We start from the raw sequence: 22558 nt of genomic DNA, 5'->3' as shown, positions 1-22558 counted from the left end.
GCATCATTCAAGGAGACGTAAATGGAAACAACAAGGCAAGTCCCACTCACGTTCAGGGTGGTGGGCACGGACAAGACCATCACGGTCTCGGACTTCCACGCAGTAGTGGCCGGCTATACGGGCAGGGATCCCAAGGCCGTGCAGCATCACATCGACGAGCTGGCAGCCATTGGCGTAGCTCCACCGCCGGAAGTGCCCATGTTCTACCGGATGGACTCGCAACTGTTCGATACATCAGGCGAACACGACACCAGCAACAACCTGACCTCCGGCGAGATTGAGCCTCTCTATATTCGCCACAACGGCAAGTTCTACCTCGGCATCGGGTCCGACCACACGGACAGGGACATCGAGGCCCAGGATATTGGCGATTCCAAAAGGGCATGCCCCAAGCCCATCGCAACCGAGGTCATCGAAGTCCCCTCACTCGAGGACCTGGACCTTGACCAGTGCACCGCCCGCTCGTGGGTGGACGGCGAACTGTACCAAGAGGGCTCGTTGGCGGGCCTGCGCAAGCCGGCGGACGTCGTCGAAAAGCTCCTGGAGCGGACGGACATCGGTGACGCCGACTTCATGTGTCTTGGTGGCACTTTGCCACTGCTGAAGGGGAAGTTCGTTGACGGAACTTCTTGGAAAGTAGAGCTCTCGTTCCCCAATGGGACGAGAATCGAACACAACTACAAAATCAAGAAAGGCTCACTTCGATGAGAACCGGAAAGCAATACCTGAAGTCCCTGAACGATGGCCGGACGGTGATCCTCGATGGCGAGGTAGTTGGCAACGTCCTGGAACACCCGGCGTTCGCGAAGGTTGCCCAGACCATGGCTGAGCTGTTCGACATCGCAGCCGATCCCAGCAACGGCATGCAGTTCCACTCGGAAGAGATTAATGGACCCGCGAACCGCACCTTCGCTGCTCCACGCACCCAGGAAGAGCTGGTCCTCCGTCGCCACGCCATCGAAAAGTGGGCCAAGCACACCCATGGCTGGGTAGGCCGCAGCCCCGACCACGTGGGTACCTTCTTCGCCGCTTTCGGCTCCCACGCGGACGTGTTCAAGAATGACGAGCGCGACTTCGCCGGCAACGTGGAGCGGTACTACAAGAAGATCCTTTCCGAGAACCTGTACCTTTCCTACGCGATCATTCCGCCGCAGGTTTCCCGCGCAACCACGGCGTCAGGTTGGGAAGGCGAATACCTGCAGGTCGGCGTCGTGCGTGAAACCGAGGAAGGCATCATCGTCCGCGGTTCGCAGATGCTTGCCACGGGCGCAGCGATTGCAGACGAAGTGTTCGTCACCTGCATCAAGCCGCTTGGCCCGGATGACGTGGACTTTGCCGTCAGCTTCGCCGTTCCCGTGGCGACCGACGGGTTGAAGCTGTACTGCCGCCGTCCGTTCGCGCCGGCAGCCACCAGCGACTTCGACTACCCGCTGACCAGCCACTACGACGAGCCCGACGCGTTGGTAGTTTTCGATGACGTGCTCATCCCCTGGGACCGCGTCTTCATCAACCGGAACATCGATACCCTCCGCCGTCAGTTCTTCGATACCGGTGCCCACGCGCTGGGAAACTGGCAGGCGCAGATCAGGTTCTCCACCAAGCTGAAGTTCATTGCTTCTGTTGCCCGCAAGGTCACCCAGGTGAACGGCACGGACAAGATCCCCGGAGTCCAGGAGAAGCTTGGCGAGCTCGCCGCGATCGTCCAGTCTGTTGAATCGGCGGTTCTTGCGGCCGAATACACAGCAACGGTTGACGACGCCGGCATGGTGGTTCCCGGGAAGAGCGCCCTTTACGGGGCCATGGGTCTTCAGTCCGAGACGTATCCGCGGGTGATTTCGATCCTTCGCGACCTTGTTGGTGGTGGCGTCCTGCAACTGCCGTCCAGCGTCGCCGACATGACCAGCAGTGTGACCCGCCCGGACATGGAACGCTACGTGCAGTCCCCCGGTGTTGCCAGTGAAGAGCGCGTAAAGCTGTTCAAGTTGGCCTGGGACATCATCGGCTCCGAATTCGCCGGCCGCCACCAGCAGTACGAAATGTTCTACGCCGGCGCCCCGTTCGTGGTCCGCGGAGCCTACACCTACCGGAATTACGGCTACGATGCCCTGGTGGCTGAGCTGGACAAGTACCTTGGTTCCTACAGCATCAACGGCGCAGTGGACGGCGCCGGCAACGGCCTGGAAGGAGAATAGCCATGGCAAAGCCCGAATTCGAGTTCACCCCCACCTCATCGGTGGACTTCGCACCCTGCAACCCGCACATTGAGGGCCTGTCCGAGGCCATCCTTGCCCGGGATTCAGACAATGACAGTGTCACGCGCATTCTCAAGTTCGAGCCGGGCACCGATACCTCGCCCAACGGCGTCCTGACCCACGATTTTTGGGAAGAGGTCTTCATCTTCGAGGGCTCGTTCGTGGACCAGCGCCTCGGCAAGACCTTCAAAGCCGGTGACTGGGCCACCCGCCCGCCGGGCATGGAACACGGGCCGTGGGTTTCCGAAACGGGGGCCAAGATGTTCGAGGTCCGCTACTACGCCGATCCAGTTCAAGCCGAACGGAGCAACTGACATGAGCCTCGCACCGCTCTTCACTATTCCCGATGCCATGGGAATGCGCCGCGCCATGGGCCGCTTCCTCACGGGTGTCGCCGTGGTCACCACCAAGCACGAGGATGAGCTGTACGGGATGACCATCAGCTCGTTGACCTCCATCAGCCTGGAACCGCCCATCCTCATGATCTCGCTGAACTTCGGAACGCGGACCGGCGAGGCATTGATCGAGAGCGGCAAGTTCGCCGTGTCGATCCTTGGCGCCAAGCAAGAGTCGATGGCGCGGCGCTTTGCGGTGCGAGGCGGTGACCGTTTCGGTGACGGCGAATTCGACATGACCGAGAATGGACTTCCTGTCATCAAGGGAGCCCTCGCCCAGGCGGATTGCACCGTTGTGCAGCAGTACGACGTCGGAGATCACCAGGTCTTCTTCGGCCAGGTCACCACGTGCCGGGACCGGGACGGTGAGGTGCTCGCGTTCAAGGCGGGCCGCTTCGGCTCGTTCTCCGACTTCGGCCACGCGGAGATCCCCTGGATGTTCTAACCCCCTCTTAAAGCAACGCGGGGTCACCTACGGCCCATAAATCCCCTTGGGATGGGCCGTAGGTGACCCCGCGTTGCCTTTACTTGGAGGTGCCCTGCGAGACCGACCCCTGCAGCTGGCGCTGGAAGATGACGTACACGATCAGGACGGGAACCACCGTGACAGTGACTGCGGCGAAGAGTGCCCCGAAGTCCACGGCGTACCCCATCTGTCCAGCGAAAGCCGCGAGGCCCTGGGAAAGAACACGCGGCCCGGCAGCGTTGATGGATACCGGGATGAGGAACTGGTTCCACAGGCCCAGGAAGTTGAAGATGGCAACCGAGGCGAGGCCCGGCTTGGCCATCGGCAGCATGACCTGGAAGAACGTACGCCACTCCCCTGCGCCGTCCAGAGCTGCTGCTTCAGTGATTTCGTGCGGCAGCGACTTGAAGAAGGAGAACAGGAAGAACACTGTGAACGGCAGCGCGAACCCCACGTATACGATGATCAGGCCTGGCAGGGTGTTCAGCAGTCCGATGTTCTTCAGCACGAAGAACAGCGGGACCATGGCGAGGAAGATCGGGAACGTCAGGCCGGCCAGCATGAGGTAGTAGATAGCTCGGCTACCCGGGAATGTGTACCTCGCCAGGACGTAGGCACACATTGCACCGAGCACCATAACGATCACCAGTGCCGAACCCACCACAACCACCGAGTTCAGGAAGTAGTTCCCGATCCCGGCCTCACTCCAGGCCTTCACGTAGTTGTCGAACCGCCACACCGAAGGCAACGCGAACGGCGAGGCAAAGATCTCGCTGGACGTCTTGAAGGACGACATGAACGTCCACAACAACGGCAGGATCACGATGAGTGACCAAATGGTCAGTGCCGTGTGGGAGACAGCCCCCACCAGTTTGTCCCCGGGCGTAGTGGCGGGTTTGCGCGGCTGGAAATGCAGCGACTTCATTTCAGGGGTTGAGACTTTTGTTGTCATTAGATGCTCACGTCCTTGTCGCCACCAGTGAGCCGATTAATCACGAACACCAGGCCGGAGAAGATCAGCGTGGCCACAGCCAGGACAACGCCCATGGCGCTGGCCAGGCCGAATTGACCCTTGCTGAAAGCTGTGAAGAACAACTGCTGTGCCATCACAAGCGTTGAGTTGTCCGGACCACCGCCGGAGTTCAGTGCCGCCATGTAAACGAACGCATCGAGCGCCAGGATACCCATATAGATGTAAGCGGTCTGGATGTTGTCCCTGATGAGCGGGATGGTAATGGAGACGGCGGTACGGAGCCTTCCGGCGCCGTCGATCCTTGCGGCCTCGAACAGCTCAGCAGGAATGCCCTTGATACCGGCCACGAAAAGGACCATGTAGAAGCCAACGAAGCCCCACACAATCACGAACATGGTGGCGGTCATGGCCGTGTTCTTATCGCCCAGCCACGCGAAGCTCTTGAACTGGTCAAGGCCCATGCTGGTGAGGATCCCGTTGAGCAAGCCCCCTGAAGGATCGTAGATCTGACCCCACATGATGCCGATTGCGATGGCGGGGATCGTGTAAGGGAAGAAGGAGACAACGCGGTAGAAGCTGGAGTTGCGCAGGCCCTTGATCTGGCCCTTGCTGCTTCCGCCCACGGTCACCATGGTGGCCAGCACCAGGCTCAGGATAATGGTGACGATGGGCAGCACGATGACCAGGAGGATGTTGTTCCCCATGGCCTTCATAAAGATGTCGTCCGAGAAGATCCTGGCGTAGTTATCAAAGCCGATGAAGTTCTGTGTGGGCGAAAAACCCGACCAGTCCGTCAAGGAATACCCAAAGGCCTGGATGAACGGCCAGATCACGAACAAGAGATAGATCGCCAGCGGCAGGCCAAGGAACACCGCGAAAAAGCTGACTTTGTCCCATGTCAGCGGCTTGCGCCGGCGCCTCACCACAACCGGTGGTGCCATGGCCGGAACGACGGCGGCCAGGCCGTCGTCGTTCCGGCTCTGCTTGGTTTTCACTACTGTCACTTCACTTCAATCTTCTTGACCGAGCTGTCGTTGCGGACCTTGTCGGTGATGTTCTGGAGGGCGGAGGTCAGCGTGGCGACATCCGACTTGCCATCGAGGAAGGTGTTCCAGACGACGAGCTGGTCCTTGTTGGTGCCGTAAAGGTCGATGAAGTTCCAGGTGTAGATGTTCTCGCCTGCATCGCTGAGCAGCTTTGTCTGCGAGACCAAGGCCGTGGAACCGAAGCCATCGGCCGGGACGGTGTCCTTGACGATGGTGGGAGCAAGCTTGGTCTTGGCGAAGTTGGTAGCAGCTTCCTTGGAGAGCATGACGCGGAGCAACTCCTTGCCGCCGGCAACGTTCTTGCCCTGGGAGGGAACCACGTAAGGCTCGCCCGCTGCACTGTGCAGCGATGCGTACGGCTTCTTGGGGCTGGCGCTCACTGAAGGCACGGGGGCGCCCGTCATCTTGAAGTCCGCCTTCGTCTGGTCCTTCATCTCGTTTTCGATCCACGAACCGGACGGGTAGAACACCGCTTCCTGGGCATTGCTCCATTGGGCCTGGGCTGCCGTGAACTGCGTTCCGGAACCGCCGGGCTTGAAGTATCCTGCCTTGACGATCTTGTCCAAAGCTGTGAAGACGGACTGTATGGCCGGGTGCGACCAGCAGTCTGCCTTGAGGTTCTCCAAGGCCAGCCGAACGTCGTCGCCACCTTCCTTGATAGCGGAAGCGATCGCCATTTCCTGGTAATACGTTGCAGCTTCCTTGCCCCAGAGGAACAGGTACTTGCCCTTGGCCTTGGCCTGCTCGCCCAGCGCGTACATTTCGTCCCAGGTCTTGGGAACGGTCCAGCCATTTGCCTTGAGCAGGGAGTCCGAGTACCACATGGCGTAGACGGTGAGGACATAGTTCAAGGCGGCAAGTTTGCCCTCGAACGTCCCGGGAGCGAGCACGCCGGTGTACAGGGTGTCCTTAATAACCTTGCCCTCGAGGTTCTTGGCCTCCACCACGCTGGTGAGGTCCTCGAGCTGGGCCAGGATGGTGCTGAAGCCAATGGCTTTCGCACCGGAGTTGTCGATCAGGTCCGGTGGGTTGCCACCGACGAAGCGCGGCTGGAGCTCCTGCGCGATATCCGTGGACGGGGCAATCTTGGCGGTGGAACCGGAGTGGGCCTTTTCGAAGGCCTTGCCTGCGAAATCGACGTAGTCGATGCCGTAGCCACCCTTGAAGATCACGGCATCAACGGTGGACTTGTCCGCCATGCCAAAGGGGTTGGTGTCGGAGACGGCGCCCGTGGGGCCGGCAGTGGTTCCGCCACCACCTGCTGCACAGGACGCAATGGTTCCCCCCATGGGGACGAGCACCGCAGCTGCGAGTGCCCCGCGGAGGAATCCGCGGCGGCCAAGGGACTGGTGCTGAACGTTCATTTCGTAACCCTCCAGTGACTCGTAATGTCGACTGTTGCGGCAGGCGGCCGGAAAGTCGGACAGTCTGGGTTGGCCACTCTGCAGCGCCAACCTTCGTGTGACATACTTCACCACGAATGATCGAAAATCAATATTTCTCGGCACTTTCGATCAACATTTGTCAAAGCGTGATCTTTCTAAGGACCCTCTGCAAGGGCTTTTCCACACTCGGTAATCGCTTCCCGCGCGAGCAGCTTTTGCCGCTCAGTTCCCAGTCGTTCCGCCCATTGTTCGGCCAACTGGAACTCCACCAAGGCCTCGGTGAAGCGCCCGTTACCGTGCAGAAACCACCCGAGACTTGCGTGCAAAGCAATCATCCATCGCTTGGTTCGCTCATGGCGGGCCGTGGAGGCATATTCGAGGGCACTGCGCATCCAGGATTCCGCGTTGGCGACGTCCGCGATGGAGAGCATGTGCAGTGCGTCCACGGCCAGGAATTCCTCACCAAGGTGGTCAGCCAACTCCGCAGCCTGCTCGAGGAGCGGCACTGCCATCTCAGGGTGCCCTCCGGCGTTCAAAACCCGGCCGCGCTCCAGGAGCACGCGCACGCCAACGGTGGGTTCGTCTCCGTCGATTCCGTCCAGGAGGGCATCGGCTTCCTCCAACCGGCCCTGCAGACCGATGGCCCGCCCAAGCTGGGTTGCCAGCTCGGCCCGCTCATCGGCGTCGTAGATTTCCTCCAGCATTGCTGCACGAAACCTGGCTTCGGACGCTGCCGGATCGCCAAAGTTCCATAAGTGGTCCAAAGTTCCCTGATCCAGCATCAACCCGCTCCTGACCAGCCATTAGCTGCGCCCGTTGGCTTGCACTATCAATCTAGCCCCATGTCAGCGGCGTGGGGAGAGGGTGCGGTGCCGTGTCAGAGCCGGGGCAGGCCGGGTTCAGATGCCAGTGCGGTTGACGAGCCGCGCCCAACCGAGCTGTTCCTGCTGCTTGCGGCTTAGCGAAGCAACCACCAGATCATAGGAGTCCTCCACCATGTCCCGGATCATGTCGTCGGGAAGGGCTCCATCCAGCCGGACGCCGTTCCAATGGGTCTTGTTCATGTGCCAGGCACCGGTGATCTCAGGATGCGCTGCGCGAAGTTGCTCGGCCAAGGCGGGCTCGCACTTCAGGCTCACCGACCAGTTGTCAGGATCCATGGCGGAAAGCGCGAACATCTTGGCCCCATGCCGCGCTCCACCCGCGACGGCGGCACGCACCTTGAACACGAAGGTTTCAGGTCCGAACGGGAAGTCTTCAAAGGCCCCGGGAAAGCCCAGGCAGATCTGGCGGAGCTGGGAAACATCCATGGAGGTGAGCTTACCCGGCCCTCTATTTCGGCGCCGTCTTCGTCCCCGTTTCGATGGCCCGCTGCACACTCGATGGTAGGCGTCGTCTAACGCGCGGCGACTCGTCTAAATGGGGCCACGGCAGGCCTACGCTACCCCCAGGAAGTCCTCCAGCAGCACGACTTCCAGGCCCGCGGCCAACTGGGCGGCGCGGAATGCTGCGAAGTCTGCGGCGAACTCGGCGCGGAAATGCATCAGCACGATGTCGCCGGGACGCAGTGAGTTACCCACCTGATAGTCCATCTTCCCGGCGTTCGCCTTAGCCTCCCACGTGATGATCGCCTTCATCCCAGCAGCGGCAACCGCCTGGCGCATGACGTTGGAGTAGGCTCCGCCCGGGGGCCGGAACAGTGCGGGACGCCGGCCGTAATGCTGAAACGCGTAGTCCTGCATGCCCACGATGTCGTTCAACTGCTGCTGGTACCCCCACTGCCGCACCATGTTGATGTTGTGTGTGACGGTGTGGTTCTCCACGAGGCTGCCCTGCGCTTTGAAGGCGTCGAAGAATGCGGGGTTGTCAGCGATGGTGTTCTTGGTCAGGAACAGGGAAGCCGGGTAGTCGTAGTCAGTCATGAGCTTGACCGATTCCGGGGTCTTAATGTTGCCGTCGTCGATCGTCAGGAACACTACCGGGTGCTTGGTCTCGATCTTGGTGATCACAGGGGCAAGGCCGCCAACTATCGGCGGCAGCTGGTAGTCCGGGATGAACGTACGCCGTATCCGTTTCGATGCGGTGGGCGTGGGCGTTGGGGTTGCACTGTACGACGACGGCACCTCACCCCCGGCCGACAGCCCACCGTTCGGGCCCGGCACCTCGGGCGAGGCAGACGCGGAACCAGGCGGCAGCTCCGACGTCGTGCTTTTAGGCGCTGTGCTTTCAGGTGCTGTGGTTTCAGATGCAGCACAGGCGCTCAAACCGGCAACGAGCGAAGCTCCAAATACGCCCAGGACGGCCCGCCTGGCTGGTGTGGAAGCTGGTGTGGAAGTGGGCACCGCTGAATGGTCGCCACACATGGCCGTCCCCTATGGCTAAAAGAATGAGTCAGCTGCAGATTAGCAAAGGAATCGACCAGGTGATTACAAGCCGTAATGCCAGCCTTCGCGCGCCGGGCAGGAATTGACCACGACGTCCAAACCTGCATCCCTGGCCCGCTGGACGGCGTCGTCGTCAAAGACGCCCAGCTGCAGCCACACAGCCTTGGCACCGATGGCGATTGCCTGATCAATAACAGCGCCCACTCGTTGGGAGTTAACGAAGCAGTCGACCACGTCGATGGGGTGTTTCTCCGCAGGAATATCCATCAGGGACTTGTATCCCTTTTCGCCATGGACGTCCTCGCCCTTGAGGTTTATGGGGATAATCTCCATACCCATGCGGTCGCGAACGTACAGGGAGACGTCGTATGCGGAGCGCCACTCATTGTTGCTGAGGCCAACGATTGCCCAGCATCCTTTTGTTCGCATCAATCGTTCCACCACGGCCGGATCGTTGACATGCATCATGAAGCAAGCTTAGTGTCCCTCGCTCCTCAACCATTGCTTCAGCTTGTCCATGAAGGACTGGAAAGGATCGTGAGCCGGCTTCTCGTTCAGCAGTGGGAGTGCTTGGCTTGGTTTATTTCCGTGGGCGGGGGCGGGTTTGGCCGTTGTAGTCGGTTCTGCGGTTGGTTTAACAACGTCGGGGAGCGTTGGCTCAAGTCCGGACTGTCCAAGTTTTGCCTCAAGCTTTGCCTCCCGAGGCTCGGCAGGCTTCGCTTGGTCGGTACGGGGAGGCTCGCCGACCGCGCCTGAAGCCGGGACGTTTCCGACGTCGGCCGCCTCCGCCTCAGGCGCTGACTGGGGCGCCGGTGCCTTGACATGCGGCATGGCAGTGCCAGAAGCCTCATCGTCTTGCCCGCCCTGCGCCGCAGGGGATTCGGTAACCAGCGGTACTGCTGCGGGATCCACTGAGGGCGCTGGTTCGGTGCTGACCTTCGGAGCATCGGGCGTGGGCAGCGCGGGCGCTGCGGATGAAGGTTGCGGAGCGAAATTGCCCAGCAGTTCATCGACAAACGTGGGCGTACGCGTGAAACCGGAACTGGCAGCAGCCACACCACTCACGCCGAGTCCCATGGCCGCAACCACGGCAACGCTCACCACAGCCGTACGGTGCTTGTGTCGCCAACGACGCTTGCTGAGTTCATCGTGAGGTCCAGCGAACATCGCGGCCAGCGCCTCGCTCGGAGCAGGTGCCGGGCGGTCCGCGAAGGAACGCAGGGAGAGCAGTGCCTGCCGAAGGCCGGGCACGTCAGTAGGCTCGGCGTCGAGCAGGAGCTCGTCGACGATATCTTCGCGTTCCATATCCCTGTATGTCATGAGGACACGTATTCCTTTACTGCCGAATGCTCACGGAGCGTCATCAAAGCCCTGCGCTGCAGTTGCTTTACTGCGCCGGCGGATTTCCCCATGATGTCGGCTGCCTGCTCCACGGTCAGGCCTGCCACGATCCGGAGGGCCAACACCTCCCGTTGATCGTCCCCGAGGTAATCCAGGAGCTTCATGACCTCGTGGGGAGCCAGCAGGCCCATTGCCTCTGATTCTGCAGAACCTGATTCGCGGGGATCGCGCTCGGGCTCGAACTCGTGGTGTTCCGGGGCCCTGCTTTGTTTCCGGTGCTCGTCTACCATGCGGGCATGGGCGACCGAAAAAACAAAGGTCCGTAATCCGCCCGCTCCTCCCTGGATGTCATCCAATCGGGGCAGGACAGCAAGGAAAACGTCCTGTGTTATGGCCTCGGGATCTGATACGCCTTTAGCCGTCAGGTAGCCGAGAACCGGTCCAGCGTATGCCTGGTAGACGGCGCTGAACAGTTCCGCGTTATTGCCCTTGAGTGCATGAAGCGCTTCGTCGGTCAATGCGTCGGTCACAGTTAAGAGACTTTCGATCGGCGGCAGGTCCGGGCTTGGAGCCAGGTCGTCCGCCTTTGCTCGACGGGCAACCCACCAAGGGTATCTGCTCAACCGGGCGGCCCCAAGGAAGGCCCATCATGTCCCTCAAAATCTCTTCAGGAAAGAGAAGAGCCGAGCTGGAACATGATGGGGGACAAATTCCAGCTCGGCCCTTTCAAAGACGTAATCGTCGGGGTACGCCAAAGGGTTACGCAAGGTACGAACTTTTTTGAAACTTTTTTCGGGAGCCGGTTTCCGGGTGATCCGAGTCGTCACTGTCATCGTCCGAAGCTATCCAAGGGCTACGTCAACACGTACGACTGGACCCAGAACGCGTGTGCACGCGATGCGGGTACCGTCGCCCTCCGCGATCTGCGCTCTATCGGGCAGCATGAGAGAGACACAGTGATGAGTGCCGACGTTGTCCTAATCCTGCTTCCAGGCGGGAAGGGCACACATGTTGAGCTTGCCACCGCGATTGCTCAAGGCAGAAGGACAATCCTGCATTCGCAGGATGAAGTCATCAACAACGTTGAGACCACCAGCACGTTCTACCACCTACCGGAGTTGGAGAAGTGCCACGGAAGTCTAGACGACCTTTTAGCTATGATCGTCGCCAAGAAGTGACCGGTGCCGCTGTCTGACTCGACTCGTATCGCAGTGAGGGATCCTTTTACGGGCTGCCCCAAAGGGCTAGCTCGCCTCCGGGCATGGACACGATCCTTAGTCCGTCTGGCCCCGTGAGGTTCCATGATTCGTACGCCGACTCGGGATCCGGCACCACAGTCAGCCGGCAGCCATCCTGCATGACGACTTCAAGACGTCCGTCGTCGAACGCTCTTCCCTCAGCAACAATCTTGGAGCGTGAGAGCGGAAGAACGGGGGCGAGCTGGTCGAAATCGCCGCCGGGTTCGACTACATGTGTAGTGCCATCGGGGTGCTCGAGAACGAAGCTCTCTTCGATGGTGATTCTGAAGTGTTCGAGAACCAGAGTTACTTGGAAATCCAAGACGAGTTGCAGGATGAGTTGGGCGCTGACATCGAGAAGCCAGTAACCCTCGAATCTCTGAGCTCCGCTCAGGGATGCCGGAACATCTACCACTGCCCACCTTCCTCCTGCGTTCAACCCTAGACGTGCCCCAATGGCCATTGCCCGCAGAACGGACCTCTAGCCATACATCTGCCGGTCGCCGCTCAACTGGGTCACGCCAGCACACTGCCTCCGCTGGGGATTACGATTCCGTTCAGAACCGTGCCATTAGGGGATCCTTTACCGAACGGGCGTCTTGTTATTGCTTCCCCTCAGTCTCGGGACCGAAGTCAGTCATCTTCCATGTCGAAGATTGTCACGGAGTAGGCATCGACTGCTTGGGATTCGGTCGAAGTTAGCTTTCGTTGCCCATCAGGTTCCGCGCGAAGGCAAGAAGCTCCGCGGTAGTTTGCTCGCGGCGCTGGGGCATTTCGTCCCAGAGGTCCAAGAGGTATACGAGCTCGTTCAGCTCCGCGGGCTGCCTCAGAGGGAACCAGCCGACCCGGTTCATGAGTCTCGACCCGGCGAGGATGTCGATCCGTCCTTCGACAGTCTCCTGAGCCCAGTACTTCAGGAGAAACCTCGCCGCTTCCGCTTCGTCTTCGTGCCGGACGCTGAGTTCATCGCGGACTGCATTCCACATATCTGCCGAGTCGGCCCGGTCACCTGTCGGGAGGCCTGCCAGTTCACGAAGTGAAGGGGTGTCATAGCCCAGGACGAGAAGTTCAGTGGCGAAGTCAGGCAGCTCGTGGGGCGGAATCAGCCCCGTCTGCTCGCAAAGGAAGATTGCTCGCGCCCTTTCGTTACTATTCACGAGGGAAATATATCCCGGCGGGACGCATCTTGTTCCGTGTCCCGGTGAGCCGTCCCCATACGGGCGCTTGAACGCACGTACCGGCTTACGGGCGGCCGTAGACACGAGTGTGACCTTAAGGGGAGTTCCGTCAGAACTTTCCGGTAGATTCTGCATTGCGGCTTATCGTGCCGCCCAAGCAGAGGTAGACATGGGAATTTTTCGGCGCAAGGTCACTCCGGCCCCAGTACATCCGATTAGCGCTTTCTGGGAATGGTGGACCGCTGAGGGAAGAAACCGCATCGGCACCGCAGTGCAGACCGGAGAGTGGGACGACCTTCCCAGCGTCATGACCCAGCAACTCGCCAAGGTGCATCCTGACTTGGCGTGGGACACCGGTCGCGGTCATCGCTCGGACCATCTTCTGGTCGTCAGTGCTGAGGGTGATGCTGCGTTACGCAGAGTCGCAGAACAATGGCTGCGCGCAGCCCCTTCCGCTGACGAGGTTTGGGACTTCGCCTCGGCCCGTCAGCCGGTGCCCGGCGTTATCGAGAATGTCTTGGACATCGAGGGCACTAAGTTCCCACTCCGGGATATCCGGTTCGGCCTCAGCGTGGATGACCTGCGTGAAAGTATCGACGTCGAGGTTTACCACCCTCTGTTCGGTCAAATGCCAGGGAATGAACCTCTTCGGGTCTCCTTCTTGTTTCTTGACTGGCTTCTGGGCGAAGATGGCGTCGAACGGTGGGTGGGAGCTATCAACGCAACCACCAGCGCCGATGTAGCCACGGCTTCAGCAACTGATCTCGTCGAAGCCATCAACAGGATGACTGCACAAGCACAACCGGACAACTGGGCCCTTCTGCAGGGCACGACGCCAGCAGGCGAGCGGATGGTTGTCCTGGCCCGTAGGCCGCTACGGTGGATCGATTACCCGGTCTTCGACCTCCATACTGAGGTGAGCCTCGCGTATGCAGACCAACGGGACGATGGTTTGCCAACCGAAACCGCTTTGAACCGTCTCCGCCAAATCGAGGACAACATCACTGCGGCACTCGGGCCGCGGGGGATCCTAGTGGCCCATGAAACAGCGGCTGGAACCAGAGTGCTCCACTATTACACTGATTCCGACGACCAGAACGGACATGCGTCTATCGAAGCAGCTGCCCGCTTAGTTGACGCTGCCACTACACAAGTACCCGATCCTGGATGGACGGATCTGCGCCAATTCTCATAGGAGCCAGGGTGCTCCGTCCAACAGACCCGGCCCTGCACTTCCTTTGCCGCATAGTGCCTCGTAAAGTACAGGTTTTCGAGACACCTGCCCACAGTCGAAATTGTTTGTGGAACGCCGCGCTTTGGGACCTTTGGAGATGAATGTTTTCACAGCGCTATTTGGCACACCCCTCAGCCCGGTAAGGGATCGGCTTACGGCCGCTCTGAAGGGACCTGAACGAAGCCTGTGGTAGACCCGCACGTCGCTCTCGGCCGCTGGTTACCGGATGGCAGACTGCACGTATGGACCGGATGAACCGCACAGCGCTCCACCACGCAGCCCTGGAAAATGATGTTGCCACCGTAGAGGCGCTCTTGGCCGACGGTGCTTCGCCCGATGCCCAGGACAAGGCCGGATTCACGCCACTACATTTTGCTGCGCAGGAATATGCTGTCGCCGCAGCTGCTGCTTTGCTCCGTGCCGGCGCCACTGTTGACCTGCAAAACGGCTGGGGCAACACTGCGCTCTTTACTGCTGTCGGTAATTCAAACGGCCGTGGCGAACTGATCAAACTCCTGCGTTCGTACGGAGCTGATCCATTCTGCATCAACGGAGGTGGCAAGACCCCCGTTGGGTTTGCACGACTGATCGGCAATTACGACGTCGCACAGTACTTCGCGGACGTAGCTGAATGACCCTCTCGGTGCCACCTTTATCCTGATGCCATGGAAAGAGTGCTGCTCGACCAAGTCATCATGACCGACTACGGCCAGTTCGACCTGCATTGGGCCGGCTATGGCTTCGATGGAATCTTTGAACGCTTCTTCGACGACCAGGTCAATGGCCTGGTCGGGGCGTCCATGCGGATGGGATCTATCTCCATTTCGGCCGACGATCGGGACGGTCTGACGTGCGCATCGTGCTCCTGGATGAGGCACCTGAGCTGTACCCCGATTCCCCGTGGGAGGACATCGTCGAGGTGTCCTTCACTCTTCCCGAGGGACATTTCATACGGTGGACTTCCTGGGGCGACGAGAACAGCGGCGAACTACGCGATGTGACGCCCGGCAGCTACCGATTGCGGACCAGTGCCCGAGGCCGCGACGAAGGCCATGACGGAGAATTCTCCGACGAGGTGGTCGATCATTACCTGCTGGAGATGTGGCCAGCTTCGCCGCAGCCGGACGCCATCCTATGCTCCAGCAGCAAGAACGCTGAGTACTGGCACAAGACGTGGGGAAGTCGCCGCTGAACACAGGAGTTGATTCTTCACATGCGCTGTCCACGCCCACGCTTTGTGGGCGCGCCGATGAGGTGGCCGTTGCCCTCAGGCTGCGGCTGACCTAACAACGACGCTCTCAGAGGAGAGGACCAGAGCGTTCGATAGAGGATCCTTCACCGAACGCCCATGACTTACCTTCCTCCGCCTCCCTGGCTGCGGCTCGGTAGCAACGGGATGGCTAGGATTACTTCACGTCTTCGTAGCCAAAGTTTTGGAAGTGAACTATGCAGCTGGAATTTGATCCTGAGGTACCTGTCGCGGAAGTCAGGCTGAAGCTGTCCGTAGATGAGCTTCAAATTTTTTGGTCGTCCCTGCGTGAGACATTGGAAGCTCTCGACGAAAATGAGTTTCATACTCGTGTCGGCTTTCATCGGCGGGAGGTGCGCCGACTGCAGGGTGATCTAGCACGAGCGATGAACACTCTTCCCTATGTGCCAGAGTAAAGAACCCTGGCCATTTCGAGAGCATGGATAGGGGTCGGTTGTCTGGCCGGGGTCTCCAGATTCCTACTGGGTCAAAGCCAACTCCATAATCCGGTGGACCTGCGTCCGTAAGCTGATCCCTCACCGGGACAGTCGCGGTGCCTTTGGGGCTGAAAAAGGGGGGCGCTGATTTGTTCGCCAACGACATGCCAGCGCGAACCGCGAAAATGTCCATGGGCTGGGCGAGGATTGGCCCATGACAACGCGCATCCCAGCCGTACTAGCCGAAGCCCTCGATGGCGAAGCCCGGCCGCAGAGCCCATTCCCTTGGGCGAAGCAGCCGTGGCACGACCAGATGCACGACCTTCCGGACGTTCTGGCGCTCCTCGACGGTCTTCCCGAGCGGGTAAGCCGGGAGTCAACCCTTGACACGGTCTCGGCAGAGCTGGGCACGGGCAAGGTGCTCTCCGCGTTTATCGCGGTGATGGTGTGGGGGTGGGGTACCACCGCTGGTATGGGTGCTCTGCGGACACGCTGGATACTGACCCAGACCAAATCCAAAAGCGGCGGTACAGTCTTTGAACCTGTGGATTACTCTGTCGCGGACCGGCTGGAAGCAGGTGCCAAGTCCGTGCGGGCAGATGGAGCGCTCGAGGCCTTCAGGTTGATGAACAACGAGGGCCGTATCCTCCACCTCAGGTCCTCCTACTTCACCAAGTGGTTATACTTCACGTCAGCCCTCGGTGGCACTGAGGATCCGAATGCCGCCCCGATCTTCGATGACCGGATAGTTGGGTGGCTCGAGGACCGGGCCGGGGTGCCTCTTGAGAAGAACCGCACCGATTCCTATGGCGAATATTTAGACCTGCTCGCAGGTTGGGGGGAGCCGTACGGTCGAACGAGAGCACAAGTCGAAACCGAAATCTTCAGACTGGCGACAGGACGCGGATGAGTAGTCGGACTACGTCCGCCGACCTCCGGCGCTCATTTCGCGATCGGCCTTTCTCTTAGGTGTGTCTGCCGATGCCAATCGAAGTATCCTCGCGAGTGTTCATCATAAGCTCTGCACTTTTCATCAACGATAGACTCAATCCGTTCCCGGATCTGTTCAGGGGCTGTCCTGCCAGGTTCGATGACGCCCGAATCGCCCACCACTACGTAACCGAACTCGAAGAGGGCGTCGCAACCGAAGAGGCACGCGAGCATAGAAACGTTCCGGGTGTCCGCTCGTTCCATCTCGGAGCAGGCCGAGCGGGGCTTGATGTGGGCAGCGACCAGGAATTCTTCCGGAAATGGGCGTCCGCAAAGTGAGCAGGAGCTGCCTCGGAGCTGAAGCTGCTGGCTCCGTAGGAAACGCTGTTCAGTTCGGACCGCGCCGAGGGTCCACTTATCACTTGGACCACCTTGGTACCCGTCGAAAGACGACTTACCTTCATCATGATCAGCCGTAGCTTCGAGACCTGCTTGCTGCAACACTCGCGAGGCAGCTTCGTTGTCCAACCTAAAGAGGTAGCCCCTGTTCAAGGTCCCGTTGACGGTCAATGGACCTTGCCCCCAAGGCAAGATGTTCTTGACGTCTTCCCACGGGATGAGTACTTCATGAAGAGGGTCCGTAAGGGCCAGCACACCGGCCGTGTCGGAGGGCTCTTTATACCCGCGTAGGGGTGGGTAGGCAGGCGAGGGCAACGTGGCCACACGGCTGATGCCACATACAAAGGGCGTGGAAAAATGCAGGACAATATCCCCCGGACGCACGCCATGCAACGTCTCCCATGAGGCGACCTTCTGCCCTTTGCTGCCGCGCAACGGGGCCCAGAGAGTGCCGTCAGGAAAAACAGCTCCGAAGTTCTCGGACTGAATAGCCCACCAGAAATTCATACCCGAAGAAACGGCTAGCTTCACTGTCGGTTCTGGCGAGCTGCTGATCATGTCTTCATTCATACTGCATAGGCGCAAATCGTGGCATCCCTGAAGCGGAGGTCCCGATGGGTCCGGAATCAGCCGACATACTCGGAAGGCCCTGGTCAATCACCATGACGTCGCAGTTCCTCAACACTGCCTGTGTAGCCGACGCGTGTTCCCTTCTGGCCGTCAGAACCTCGTTGGTAGGCCAAGTCAGTCACAAAGCCGAGACCAGGAGTGACTTTTTTCTGCTCACCCTCCGGGCTTTGGGTTCTATCCGAACCAATGCTGATGGCCACTAGACCTCTGTGGCGCCCGTAAGCCGGTCGATCATCGGACGCTGAGGCGTCCGTTCAGGGATCCTTTACCGGACGAGTTTGGTTTGGGAGGACATAGGTGATTTCGTGTTGACCATGATGACAGTTAGGGCCGTGAGTCACTTTCGGGATGAAGAGATGGGCTTCGAAGTCGTGGTGCTTGCCGATCAGAATCTTGCCCCGGCATGGCAGTTGGAATTCCAGCGTTCGCTGGATCCCGATGAGCAGGATGTGGCCCTAGGAATGGGCTCCTACTGCGTAACCTTGACCAACGGCGCCTGCGCCTATGGGTGCCTTTCGTCGGCCCTCGTCGAGGAGGGCAGACTGCGCGTCGTCTTCTTGGAGGATGGAGCCCAAAAATTGGGACTTGAATCACCAGAGTTGGAGCTATCCCTTGATCTTGGTGCCGATCAAGTACATGAATTGGTGAGGGGGCTCCAGTCCGTTCTTGGCGGAGACAGCAATCGGCCGGTGCTCAATTGACGACTGGATCCCTTAAGAGCGGCCGTAAGCCGACCGGCTAACGGGCGCAGATCCAGCGGATTACGGAGTTGGCCTGAGGACCAAGAATCCGGTCAAAGCACCTAGGATCCAGTCATGACAGCTACTGACATTTCGCTCCTAATCTCGGATTTCCAAGTCACAGCGCGGCGCGATGAATGACCGGCTTGCCGAAGTACCGCGACGGCGGCAGAGACATAAACAACTACCGCATTGAAAAAAATTTCCGTCGTAAACGTCGCGGTCTCACCTTTGCCGTCGTCTTTGGCGTCATATCGATCCTGGGGTTGGGCCCTGTTGATTTTCTGGACTTCGTGGGGCGGCTAGTTGTGGGTGTGTGACAGACCGTGACGACCATCAGATTATGTTTGAGTTTTGAAGCCACAGACGCGGAATGCCCTGTGGAGGATCCTTTCCGGAAGTCCCGGACGATGGGAACAAGATCTATTTGCCGGATTGGGGGCGCACCTCCGAACGAGCCGTGACTCTTGGTGGATGCTTAGAACATGCCCCCTAAGCCGAGCACCCCACGCACCTTGGGATTCGCCGTATGGAGAGCGACAACGTCGCCCTTGTCCGCGAACTGCTGGACGCCGGTGCCCCTGTTGACCATTACGGATCCGACACCGCAGCCGACATCACGCCCTTGATGGAGTCAGTCGACGAGCTTGAGCCGTTCTATGACGATTCCAGACTCGTTCTGACGCAGCTTCTCCTGTCGGCGGGCGCTGACGTAGCGAGGTGCGACAACACCGGACGCACGGCTTTGCACTATGCCATCGGGGCTGGTGTCATGGCGGTCGAGGTTCTTCTCGCGGCCGGTGCGGACGTGAACGCCGCTGCTGACGACGGGGCCACACCGCTACACGAAGCGATCGTCCGCGGGAATGTCTCAGCCATTGAAGCTCTCTGCCACGGCGGCGCCAATTGGGCTGCTCGAGACCGTACAGGACGCACACCCGGCGACTTACTTCCTGAGAACAAGGATGCGTTCACATCTGAGGAACTCGCTGCCGTGAATCTTCTGCTTGAGTCCGCCTAGCCGGCGCCCGTAGCCGCTGGCTATTCGGGCACGGCTATTGAGCGTCTCAACGCAGAGACTAACTGCCCGTAAATAATCTGCGCCATGATTATGCCCATGACATCGGATCTTGATTGGGCCCGCTTCCATGAGGCTTTCGGGGAGGACCCCGGCGTGCTCCCTGATGGCGAGGTGGCCGGGAGTGCAGAACACGACTGGGATGCGCTGTTTGCGATGCTGCACCACAGCGGCTGGAAACTGACAACCAGTGATGGCCATTCGCCGCTCCCGCCCGATAGACACGGTCTTGCCGAATTTGAGACCTTCGCCGTTTGGCCCGTCGACGGAGTACGCGTCAACTTCTTCCCTGGACCGCATGGCGTATTTTTCGACATCGACCTAAGGCAGCTCGTAAACCAAGCCGCAATGGACGGCCTAGTCCATTTGATGCGAAAGCTCGGAACAACGCTTCGTCGAGATGTCGAGCTTAGAGACGAAGGTTCGAGCGGCGCCCCAGTCATTCGCTACACCACTGCAACAGACCTGTTTTCAATAAGTTAGATGCAAAACGATCCCTTAGAAGTCGCGCCCCGAGCAGACCTCAGCCCGCCGGCAGAGGATCCACTAAAGACGTCGCCCGTGAGGTCTTGGACGCCATTAGAGACAAGGGCATGTGCGCGACCCCATGATGCGCTGCGGGAGGGTGGGTGATCAGTTCCACCCAGACCGCACGTGGAGATCAGCCACCTTTGCTACTCGCTACCTGCGCGCGGAGCAGGAACGGCGAGAGGGTGCTACTGGCTGGTACCAAGTCGACCAAGGAACCCGGCTACTACTCCGAGAGGTCCTCTCCTTCGTCTTCATATTGGTGCGCGAAGGTCTCTCCTCGCGGCGTTAGCCGCAGCCAAAAGCCTTCACCCATTGGTCGCCACTCTAGAGCGTCGAGTGCCATCTCGGATCGAATAACCCATGTTTCTGGCGGGGGCGCCCAATCCTCAAAGCCCGTCTCCCCGAGCTCTCCAGGCATCAGGAGCCCCTCCGAATAAACGGAGTGAAGGATGTCCAGGACTACCTGCTTGGTACTTGGGTTAATTGTGCCTCTAGTGCCCCACCACACGACGTTATGCAAGGAAACCCAGTCGGCTAGGCCCGATACCAGTAACTTACGAATGATTTCGTTCTTGCTAACCACGGCGCGCCTTTCGCATGATGGGCGCCACGCCCTTTGACCTCCGTTAACCAAATACCTATGTCTGAACCGTACCGAAAGTAGCCTGTATGTTCGGATGGGGATCCATCACCGTGCACAGCATTTTCAGGGTGGGCGTCGCGGCCTATCGACCTGTTGCATGGAAGATGGCCGCTTCGAGGGGTTGGAGCCAAAACTAGACTAGGACCTTATGACCCACTTCTGGAGCGGCACAAAATGAGAACTGATGCCTGGGGAATCGCTATACCGGGCCTGACCCGCGACAAGGCTATCGAGGTTCGGGAGAAACTCCTTCCAGAGTCTAGATACGGTGTCGTCCTGTTTGACCCAAAAAAGTTCATCATTGATGCTTTTGATAGGTCAACAGTCGAGGTCATGATCAAGTGCATGCAGGCGGGCCTCGCTGCAGGCACATTAGGGCCTGAGGAAAGCTCTGGTGTTCAGAGCCTGCTTGAGGACTACCAAGACTGGCTCGAGCATGCTGACCCCCAGAGTGAGTAACTGAAACGGACTCCTGGTGCGGATCCGGTAATTTGGACCGCTCAAATCTGGCAGACCGGCATTCCGCTAACTAGTCAGCAGACCCCTGAGCGCCTCCACCGCAGCCGTTAGCTCTTCGCCGGGATCCAGATCGAAGTCACCTTTCGCCGTCCAAGGATCCAGCCGCTCGAAGTCGTTCAGCTCGATGGAGAAACGAATATGCCCGACGTGCTTCGCGACGAGTCGGAATTCTCCTTCCAAAGAAGCGAACAGTTTGTCGCCATCCCAACCCCGCCAACAGGCTTCGAGCTCCTCGAAAAAGGAAAGAAGAAGCGACCACCCATCGAGGTCGTAGACCCTTTTGTGGGCGCAGAGCCCACCGAAGTTCGCTGTGATCAAGAGGTAATCGGAAGTCGCGCCAGGACTACGTTCCCCTGGCTCTGTACGGAGGCGGAGTGTTCCCTTGTGACCGATGAGTACCTCATTCATAGAAAGGTCGCCGGTTGGGAAGTCATCCGAAGGACAGGCTGCTCGAAGCCCGCCAAGTCGACGACCCAGAGGTCGTCTGCCCTGTAGGTCACGAAGCGGAAGGCAGCCGAGGGGTACTCTTCGTCGGGACCGTAATCCACGGACATCCAGACGTCGACCGGCTTGCCCGCTAGATCAGCGGCAGCTGAAGCAACGCCGCGCCCCAGCAATATCCCCTGGGTCAGACAGCGGGCAGCCCATTCGCTCGTGCCCACGAAGGCCGGCCAAGAAGCCGACCTATCGGCGCGGTCGATCAGGCAATCTAGCGGAAGCTTGTTAATGTAGCCCTCGAATCCGGTGGGCCCACCGAGACTTGCCACACTCGACTGCCGGATGTTGTGCAGGTGCGATACGAGAAGTAGGCACCCGTCCTGAATCATCAGTCCTTTATCGAGTTCAGCCTGTATGTGGGGATCCAGCCTGCCGGACTCAACGAGGGGCTGCGCCAAAAGACGAAGGGGTCGCATGGACTCATTCATCGACTCGATTATCACAAAGACATAGTGCCATGGTCCGAAGCAGAAACGGGCATGGGTCTGGACGCCAAATGAGACCGTTTCTGCATGCCGACCGGTCCCACACCGGGCAGATCTAACGGGCATCGAGGCCCCCGCCGTTCAAGGGCTACTGGATTCCCGTAAGACCCGCCCGCAAAAATGCCCGGTGAAGGTGCCCTAAACGCTACATTCGGCGTCATGCTTATCGGGGCTACGCCAGTGTCTCCACCAACACTCAAGACCTAGCCGCCCAACGCGGCGCTCTCGGGCCCGCCGGTGTGGATCCCAACGCTATCTACATCGATCACGGATTCACCGGCACCCAACGCGAAAGGCCCGGCCTTGGCAAGGCCCTCGCCGCCTGCCAGAACGAGGACACCCTCGTTGTGACCAAGCTCGATCGACTCACCCACTGCCGGACGCCAGGAACATCCCGGATGAGCTCACCCGCAAAGGCGTCGCTTTGAAGTTGGGTGGCAGCATCCACGACCCCCACGCCCCGTGGGAAAACTGCTGTTCAACCAAAGTGACGCTTTGTGCAGAGGACTTCGGACACAGTCTGTCCA

At 59.6% G+C, this 22558-nt stretch carries 30 protein-coding genes and 1 pseudogene; 18 read left to right on the top strand and 13 right to left on the bottom strand.

Going from position 1 to position 22558, the window contains the following annotated elements; all coding sequences use genetic code 11:
- Nucleotides 1–21: 21 nt before the first annotated feature.
- The 4 genes from VUN82_03110 to VUN82_03095 are packed head-to-tail and all read left to right on the top strand — an operon-like array spanning nucleotide 22 to nucleotide 3092.
- Nucleotides 22–708 (top strand): DUF2848 family protein, encoded by a 687-nt coding sequence (locus VUN82_03110; GenBank protein XAS72866.1) that lies wholly within the window; start codon nucleotides 22–24, stop codon nucleotides 706–708.
- Nucleotides 705–2192 carry a 4-hydroxyphenylacetate 3-hydroxylase N-terminal domain-containing protein gene (locus VUN82_03105; GenBank protein ID XAS72865.1) on the top strand — a complete coding sequence of 496 codons (1488 nt, stop codon included), beginning with the start codon at nucleotides 705–707 and terminating at the stop codon, nucleotides 2190–2192. Before VUN82_03110 ends, VUN82_03105 begins: the two co-directional genes overlap by 4 nt.
- A 2-nt stretch (nucleotides 2193–2194) precedes the next feature.
- On the top strand, nucleotides 2195–2566 hold the full coding sequence (locus VUN82_03100) for a cupin domain-containing protein (GenBank protein ID XAS72864.1): 372 nt from the start codon (nucleotides 2195–2197) through the stop codon (nucleotides 2564–2566).
- A gap of 1 nt (nucleotide 2567) precedes the next feature.
- Nucleotides 2568–3092 (top strand): flavin reductase family protein, encoded by a 525-nt coding sequence (locus VUN82_03095; protein ID XAS72863.1) that lies wholly within the window; start codon nucleotides 2568–2570, stop codon nucleotides 3090–3092.
- A gap of 79 nt (nucleotides 3093–3171) precedes the next feature.
- Here the strand turns inward: VUN82_03095 and VUN82_03090 are convergent, their stop codons facing one another.
- From VUN82_03090 to VUN82_03065, 6 genes are all read right to left on the bottom strand, one after another.
- Nucleotides 3172–4065: a carbohydrate ABC transporter permease gene (locus VUN82_03090; GenBank protein ID XAS72862.1), complete on the bottom strand. Its 894-nt coding sequence runs from the start codon at nucleotides 4063–4065 to the stop codon at nucleotides 3172–3174.
- Complete coding sequence (locus tag VUN82_03085; protein ID XAS72861.1) at nucleotides 4065–5090, bottom strand: sugar ABC transporter permease; 1026 nt, start codon at nucleotides 5088–5090, stop codon at nucleotides 4065–4067. The genes VUN82_03090 and VUN82_03085 overlap by 1 nt, the downstream gene beginning before the upstream one ends.
- On the bottom strand, nucleotides 5087–6496 hold the full coding sequence (gene ngcE, locus VUN82_03080; protein ID XAS72860.1) for an N-acetylglucosamine/diacetylchitobiose ABC transporter substrate-binding protein: 1410 nt from the start codon (nucleotides 6494–6496) through the stop codon (nucleotides 5087–5089). Before ngcE ends, VUN82_03085 begins: the two co-directional genes overlap by 4 nt.
- 176 nt (nucleotides 6497–6672) lie before the next feature.
- A complete protein-coding gene (locus VUN82_03075; GenBank protein XAS72859.1) occupies nucleotides 6673–7299 on the bottom strand; it encodes a hypothetical protein in 627 nt (208 codons plus the stop codon).
- 117 nt (nucleotides 7300–7416) lie between these two features.
- Nucleotides 7417–7827 (bottom strand): MmcQ/YjbR family DNA-binding protein, encoded by a 411-nt coding sequence (locus VUN82_03070; GenBank protein ID XAS72858.1) that lies wholly within the window; start codon nucleotides 7825–7827, stop codon nucleotides 7417–7419.
- A 126-nt stretch (nucleotides 7828–7953) separates the two neighbouring features.
- Nucleotides 7954–8526 (bottom strand): polysaccharide deacetylase family protein, encoded by a 573-nt coding sequence (locus tag VUN82_03065; GenBank protein XAS72857.1) that lies wholly within the window; start codon nucleotides 8524–8526, stop codon nucleotides 7954–7956.
- A gap of 43 nt (nucleotides 8527–8569) precedes the next feature.
- Between VUN82_03065 and VUN82_03060 the strand changes: the two genes are divergently transcribed.
- Complete coding sequence (locus VUN82_03060; protein XAS72856.1) at nucleotides 8570–8899, top strand: hypothetical protein; 330 nt, start codon at nucleotides 8570–8572, stop codon at nucleotides 8897–8899.
- 44 nt (nucleotides 8900–8943) lie between these two features.
- Here VUN82_03060 and VUN82_03055 read toward each other — a convergent pair whose 3' ends face one another.
- From VUN82_03055 to VUN82_03045, 3 genes are read right to left on the bottom strand one after another with little or no spacing between them, the layout of a single operon-like run.
- Complete coding sequence (locus tag VUN82_03055; protein ID XAS72855.1) at nucleotides 8944–9369, bottom strand: CoA-binding protein; 426 nt, start codon at nucleotides 9367–9369, stop codon at nucleotides 8944–8946.
- A 9-nt stretch (nucleotides 9370–9378) separates the two neighbouring features.
- On the bottom strand, nucleotides 9379–10221 hold the full coding sequence (locus VUN82_03050; GenBank protein XAS72854.1) for a hypothetical protein: 843 nt from the start codon (nucleotides 10219–10221) through the stop codon (nucleotides 9379–9381).
- Nucleotides 10218–10772, bottom strand: a complete 555-nt coding sequence (locus VUN82_03045; protein XAS72853.1) for a sigma-70 family RNA polymerase sigma factor — start codon at nucleotides 10770–10772, stop codon at nucleotides 10218–10220. The genes VUN82_03050 and VUN82_03045 overlap by 4 nt, the downstream gene beginning before the upstream one ends.
- Before the next feature lie 429 nt (nucleotides 10773–11201).
- On the opposite strand from VUN82_03045, the gene VUN82_03040 reads away from it, so the two are divergent.
- Nucleotides 11202–11420, top strand: a complete 219-nt coding sequence (locus VUN82_03040; protein XAS72852.1) for a hypothetical protein — start codon at nucleotides 11202–11204, stop codon at nucleotides 11418–11420.
- A 46-nt stretch (nucleotides 11421–11466) separates the two neighbouring features.
- Here the strand turns inward: VUN82_03040 and VUN82_03035 are convergent, their stop codons facing one another.
- Together VUN82_03035 and VUN82_03030 are read right to left on the bottom strand one after the other, a co-directional pair.
- Nucleotides 11467–11895, bottom strand: a complete 429-nt coding sequence (locus VUN82_03035; protein XAS72851.1) for a DUF6188 family protein — start codon at nucleotides 11893–11895, stop codon at nucleotides 11467–11469.
- A gap of 283 nt (nucleotides 11896–12178) precedes the next feature.
- The gene (locus tag VUN82_03030) at nucleotides 12179–12637 is read right to left on the bottom strand and encodes a hypothetical protein (GenBank protein XAS72850.1); all 459 of its coding nucleotides are present in this window, start codon (nucleotides 12635–12637) and stop codon (nucleotides 12179–12181) included.
- A gap of 190 nt (nucleotides 12638–12827) precedes the next feature.
- On the opposite strand from VUN82_03030, the gene VUN82_03025 reads away from it, so the two are divergent.
- From VUN82_03025 to VUN82_02975, 11 genes are all read left to right on the top strand, one after another.
- The gene (locus VUN82_03025) at nucleotides 12828–13853 is read left to right on the top strand and encodes a DUF695 domain-containing protein (GenBank protein ID XAS72849.1); all 1026 of its coding nucleotides are present in this window, start codon (nucleotides 12828–12830) and stop codon (nucleotides 13851–13853) included.
- Between the two features lie 281 nt (nucleotides 13854–14134).
- A complete protein-coding gene (locus VUN82_03020; protein XAS72848.1) occupies nucleotides 14135–14527 on the top strand; it encodes an ankyrin repeat domain-containing protein in 393 nt (130 codons plus the stop codon).
- A gap of 215 nt (nucleotides 14528–14742) precedes the next feature.
- Complete coding sequence (locus VUN82_03015; protein ID XAS72847.1) at nucleotides 14743–15084, top strand: hypothetical protein; 342 nt, start codon at nucleotides 14743–14745, stop codon at nucleotides 15082–15084.
- Nucleotides 15085–15338: 254 nt separating this feature from the next.
- Entirely contained in the window at nucleotides 15339–15557 is a 219-nt protein-coding gene (locus tag VUN82_03010; protein ID XAS72846.1) for a hypothetical protein, read from the top strand.
- Between the two features lie 235 nt (nucleotides 15558–15792).
- Nucleotides 15793–16488, top strand: a complete 696-nt coding sequence (locus VUN82_03005; protein XAS72845.1) for a hypothetical protein — start codon at nucleotides 15793–15795, stop codon at nucleotides 16486–16488.
- Between the two features lie 95 nt (nucleotides 16489–16583).
- Nucleotides 16584–16847, top strand: a complete 264-nt coding sequence (locus VUN82_03000; GenBank protein XAS72844.1) for a hypothetical protein — start codon at nucleotides 16584–16586, stop codon at nucleotides 16845–16847.
- A 1022-nt stretch (nucleotides 16848–17869) separates the two neighbouring features.
- Nucleotides 17870–18238: an Imm10 family immunity protein gene (locus VUN82_02995; GenBank protein ID XAS72843.1), complete on the top strand. Its 369-nt coding sequence runs from the start codon at nucleotides 17870–17872 to the stop codon at nucleotides 18236–18238.
- 176 nt (nucleotides 18239–18414) lie between these two features.
- Nucleotides 18415–18597, top strand: a complete 183-nt coding sequence (locus tag VUN82_02990) for a hypothetical protein (GenBank protein ID XAS72842.1) — start codon at nucleotides 18415–18417, stop codon at nucleotides 18595–18597.
- 209 nt (nucleotides 18598–18806) lie between these two features.
- Nucleotides 18807–19298, top strand: a complete 492-nt coding sequence (locus VUN82_02985; protein ID XAS72841.1) for an ankyrin repeat domain-containing protein — start codon at nucleotides 18807–18809, stop codon at nucleotides 19296–19298.
- An 84-nt stretch (nucleotides 19299–19382) separates the two neighbouring features.
- The gene (locus VUN82_02980) at nucleotides 19383–19838 is read left to right on the top strand and encodes a hypothetical protein (protein ID XAS72840.1); all 456 of its coding nucleotides are present in this window, start codon (nucleotides 19383–19385) and stop codon (nucleotides 19836–19838) included.
- Between the two features lie 865 nt (nucleotides 19839–20703).
- Complete coding sequence (locus VUN82_02975; GenBank protein XAS72839.1) at nucleotides 20704–20988, top strand: hypothetical protein; 285 nt, start codon at nucleotides 20704–20706, stop codon at nucleotides 20986–20988.
- 66 nt (nucleotides 20989–21054) lie between these two features.
- Here VUN82_02975 and VUN82_02970 read toward each other — a convergent pair whose 3' ends face one another.
- Nucleotides 21055–21456 (bottom strand): DUF6228 family protein, encoded by a 402-nt coding sequence (locus VUN82_02970; protein XAS72838.1) that lies wholly within the window; start codon nucleotides 21454–21456, stop codon nucleotides 21055–21057.
- Nucleotides 21453–21974: a hypothetical protein gene (locus tag VUN82_02965; GenBank protein XAS72837.1), complete on the bottom strand. Its 522-nt coding sequence runs from the start codon at nucleotides 21972–21974 to the stop codon at nucleotides 21453–21455. The genes VUN82_02970 and VUN82_02965 overlap by 4 nt, the downstream gene beginning before the upstream one ends.
- A 206-nt stretch (nucleotides 21975–22180) precedes the next feature.
- On the opposite strand from VUN82_02965, the pseudogene VUN82_02960 reads away from it, so the two are divergent.
- Nucleotides 22181–22514: pseudogene (locus tag VUN82_02960) on the top strand (recombinase family protein).
- Nucleotides 22515–22558: the final 44 nt, after the last annotated feature.

The organism is Micrococcaceae bacterium Sec5.1, from assembly GCA_039636795.1.
In the GTDB taxonomy this organism is placed as follows: domain Bacteria; phylum Actinomycetota; class Actinomycetes; order Actinomycetales; family Micrococcaceae; genus Arthrobacter.
The sequence above is the reverse complement of the archived record's forward strand: the minus strand, read 5'-3'. Positions and strand labels throughout refer to the sequence as shown.

What these genes read in the sequence shown, in the direction of transcription:
- VUN82_03055 (XAS72855.1), bottom strand. Translation starts at nt 9,369, where the DNA reads ATGATGCATGTCAACGATCCGGCCGTGGTGGAACGATTGATGCGAACA.
- VUN82_03095 (XAS72863.1), top strand. Translation starts at nt 2,568, where the DNA reads ATGAGCCTCGCACCGCTCTTCACTATTCCCGATGCCATGGGAATGCGC.
- VUN82_03105 (XAS72865.1), top strand. Translation starts at nt 705, where the DNA reads ATGAGAACCGGAAAGCAATACCTGAAGTCCCTGAACGATGGCCGGACG.
- VUN82_03090 (XAS72862.1), bottom strand. Translation starts at nt 4,065, where the DNA reads ATGACAACAAAAGTCTCAACCCCTGAAATGAAGTCGCTGCATTTCCAG.
- VUN82_03100 (XAS72864.1), top strand. Translation starts at nt 2,195, where the DNA reads ATGGCAAAGCCCGAATTCGAGTTCACCCCCACCTCATCGGTGGACTTC.
- VUN82_03010 (XAS72846.1), top strand. Translation starts at nt 15,339, where the DNA reads ATGCAGCTGGAATTTGATCCTGAGGTACCTGTCGCGGAAGTCAGGCTG.
- ngcE (XAS72860.1), bottom strand. Translation starts at nt 6,496, where the DNA reads ATGAACGTTCAGCACCAGTCCCTTGGCCGCCGCGGATTCCTCCGCGGG.
- VUN82_02965 (XAS72837.1), bottom strand. Translation starts at nt 21,974, where the DNA reads ATGAATGAGTCCATGCGACCCCTTCGTCTTTTGGCGCAGCCCCTCGTT.
- VUN82_03025 (XAS72849.1), top strand. Translation starts at nt 12,828, where the DNA reads ATGGGAATTTTTCGGCGCAAGGTCACTCCGGCCCCAGTACATCCGATT.
- VUN82_03075 (XAS72859.1), bottom strand. Translation starts at nt 7,299, where the DNA reads ATGCTGGATCAGGGAACTTTGGACCACTTATGGAACTTTGGCGATCCG.
- VUN82_03110 (XAS72866.1), top strand. Translation starts at nt 22, where the DNA reads ATGGAAACAACAAGGCAAGTCCCACTCACGTTCAGGGTGGTGGGCACG.
- VUN82_03040 (XAS72852.1), top strand. Translation starts at nt 11,202, where the DNA reads ATGAGTGCCGACGTTGTCCTAATCCTGCTTCCAGGCGGGAAGGGCACA.
- VUN82_02970 (XAS72838.1), bottom strand. Translation starts at nt 21,456, where the DNA reads ATGAATGAGGTACTCATCGGTCACAAGGGAACACTCCGCCTCCGTACA.
- VUN82_02990 (XAS72842.1), top strand. Translation starts at nt 18,415, where the DNA reads ATGACCGGCTTGCCGAAGTACCGCGACGGCGGCAGAGACATAAACAAC.
- VUN82_02985 (XAS72841.1), top strand. Translation starts at nt 18,807, where the DNA reads ATGGAGAGCGACAACGTCGCCCTTGTCCGCGAACTGCTGGACGCCGGT.
- VUN82_02980 (XAS72840.1), top strand. Translation starts at nt 19,383, where the DNA reads ATGATTATGCCCATGACATCGGATCTTGATTGGGCCCGCTTCCATGAG.
- VUN82_03060 (XAS72856.1), top strand. Translation starts at nt 8,570, where the DNA reads ATGAACGTACGCCGTATCCGTTTCGATGCGGTGGGCGTGGGCGTTGGG.
- VUN82_03005 (XAS72845.1), top strand. Translation starts at nt 15,793, where the DNA reads ATGACAACGCGCATCCCAGCCGTACTAGCCGAAGCCCTCGATGGCGAA.
- VUN82_02975 (XAS72839.1), top strand. Translation starts at nt 20,704, where the DNA reads ATGAGAACTGATGCCTGGGGAATCGCTATACCGGGCCTGACCCGCGAC.
- VUN82_03050 (XAS72854.1), bottom strand. Translation starts at nt 10,221, where the DNA reads ATGACATACAGGGATATGGAACGCGAAGATATCGTCGACGAGCTCCTG.
- VUN82_03070 (XAS72858.1), bottom strand. Translation starts at nt 7,827, where the DNA reads ATGGATGTTTCCCAGCTCCGCCAGATCTGCCTGGGCTTTCCCGGGGCC.
- VUN82_03020 (XAS72848.1), top strand. Translation starts at nt 14,135, where the DNA reads ATGGACCGGATGAACCGCACAGCGCTCCACCACGCAGCCCTGGAAAAT.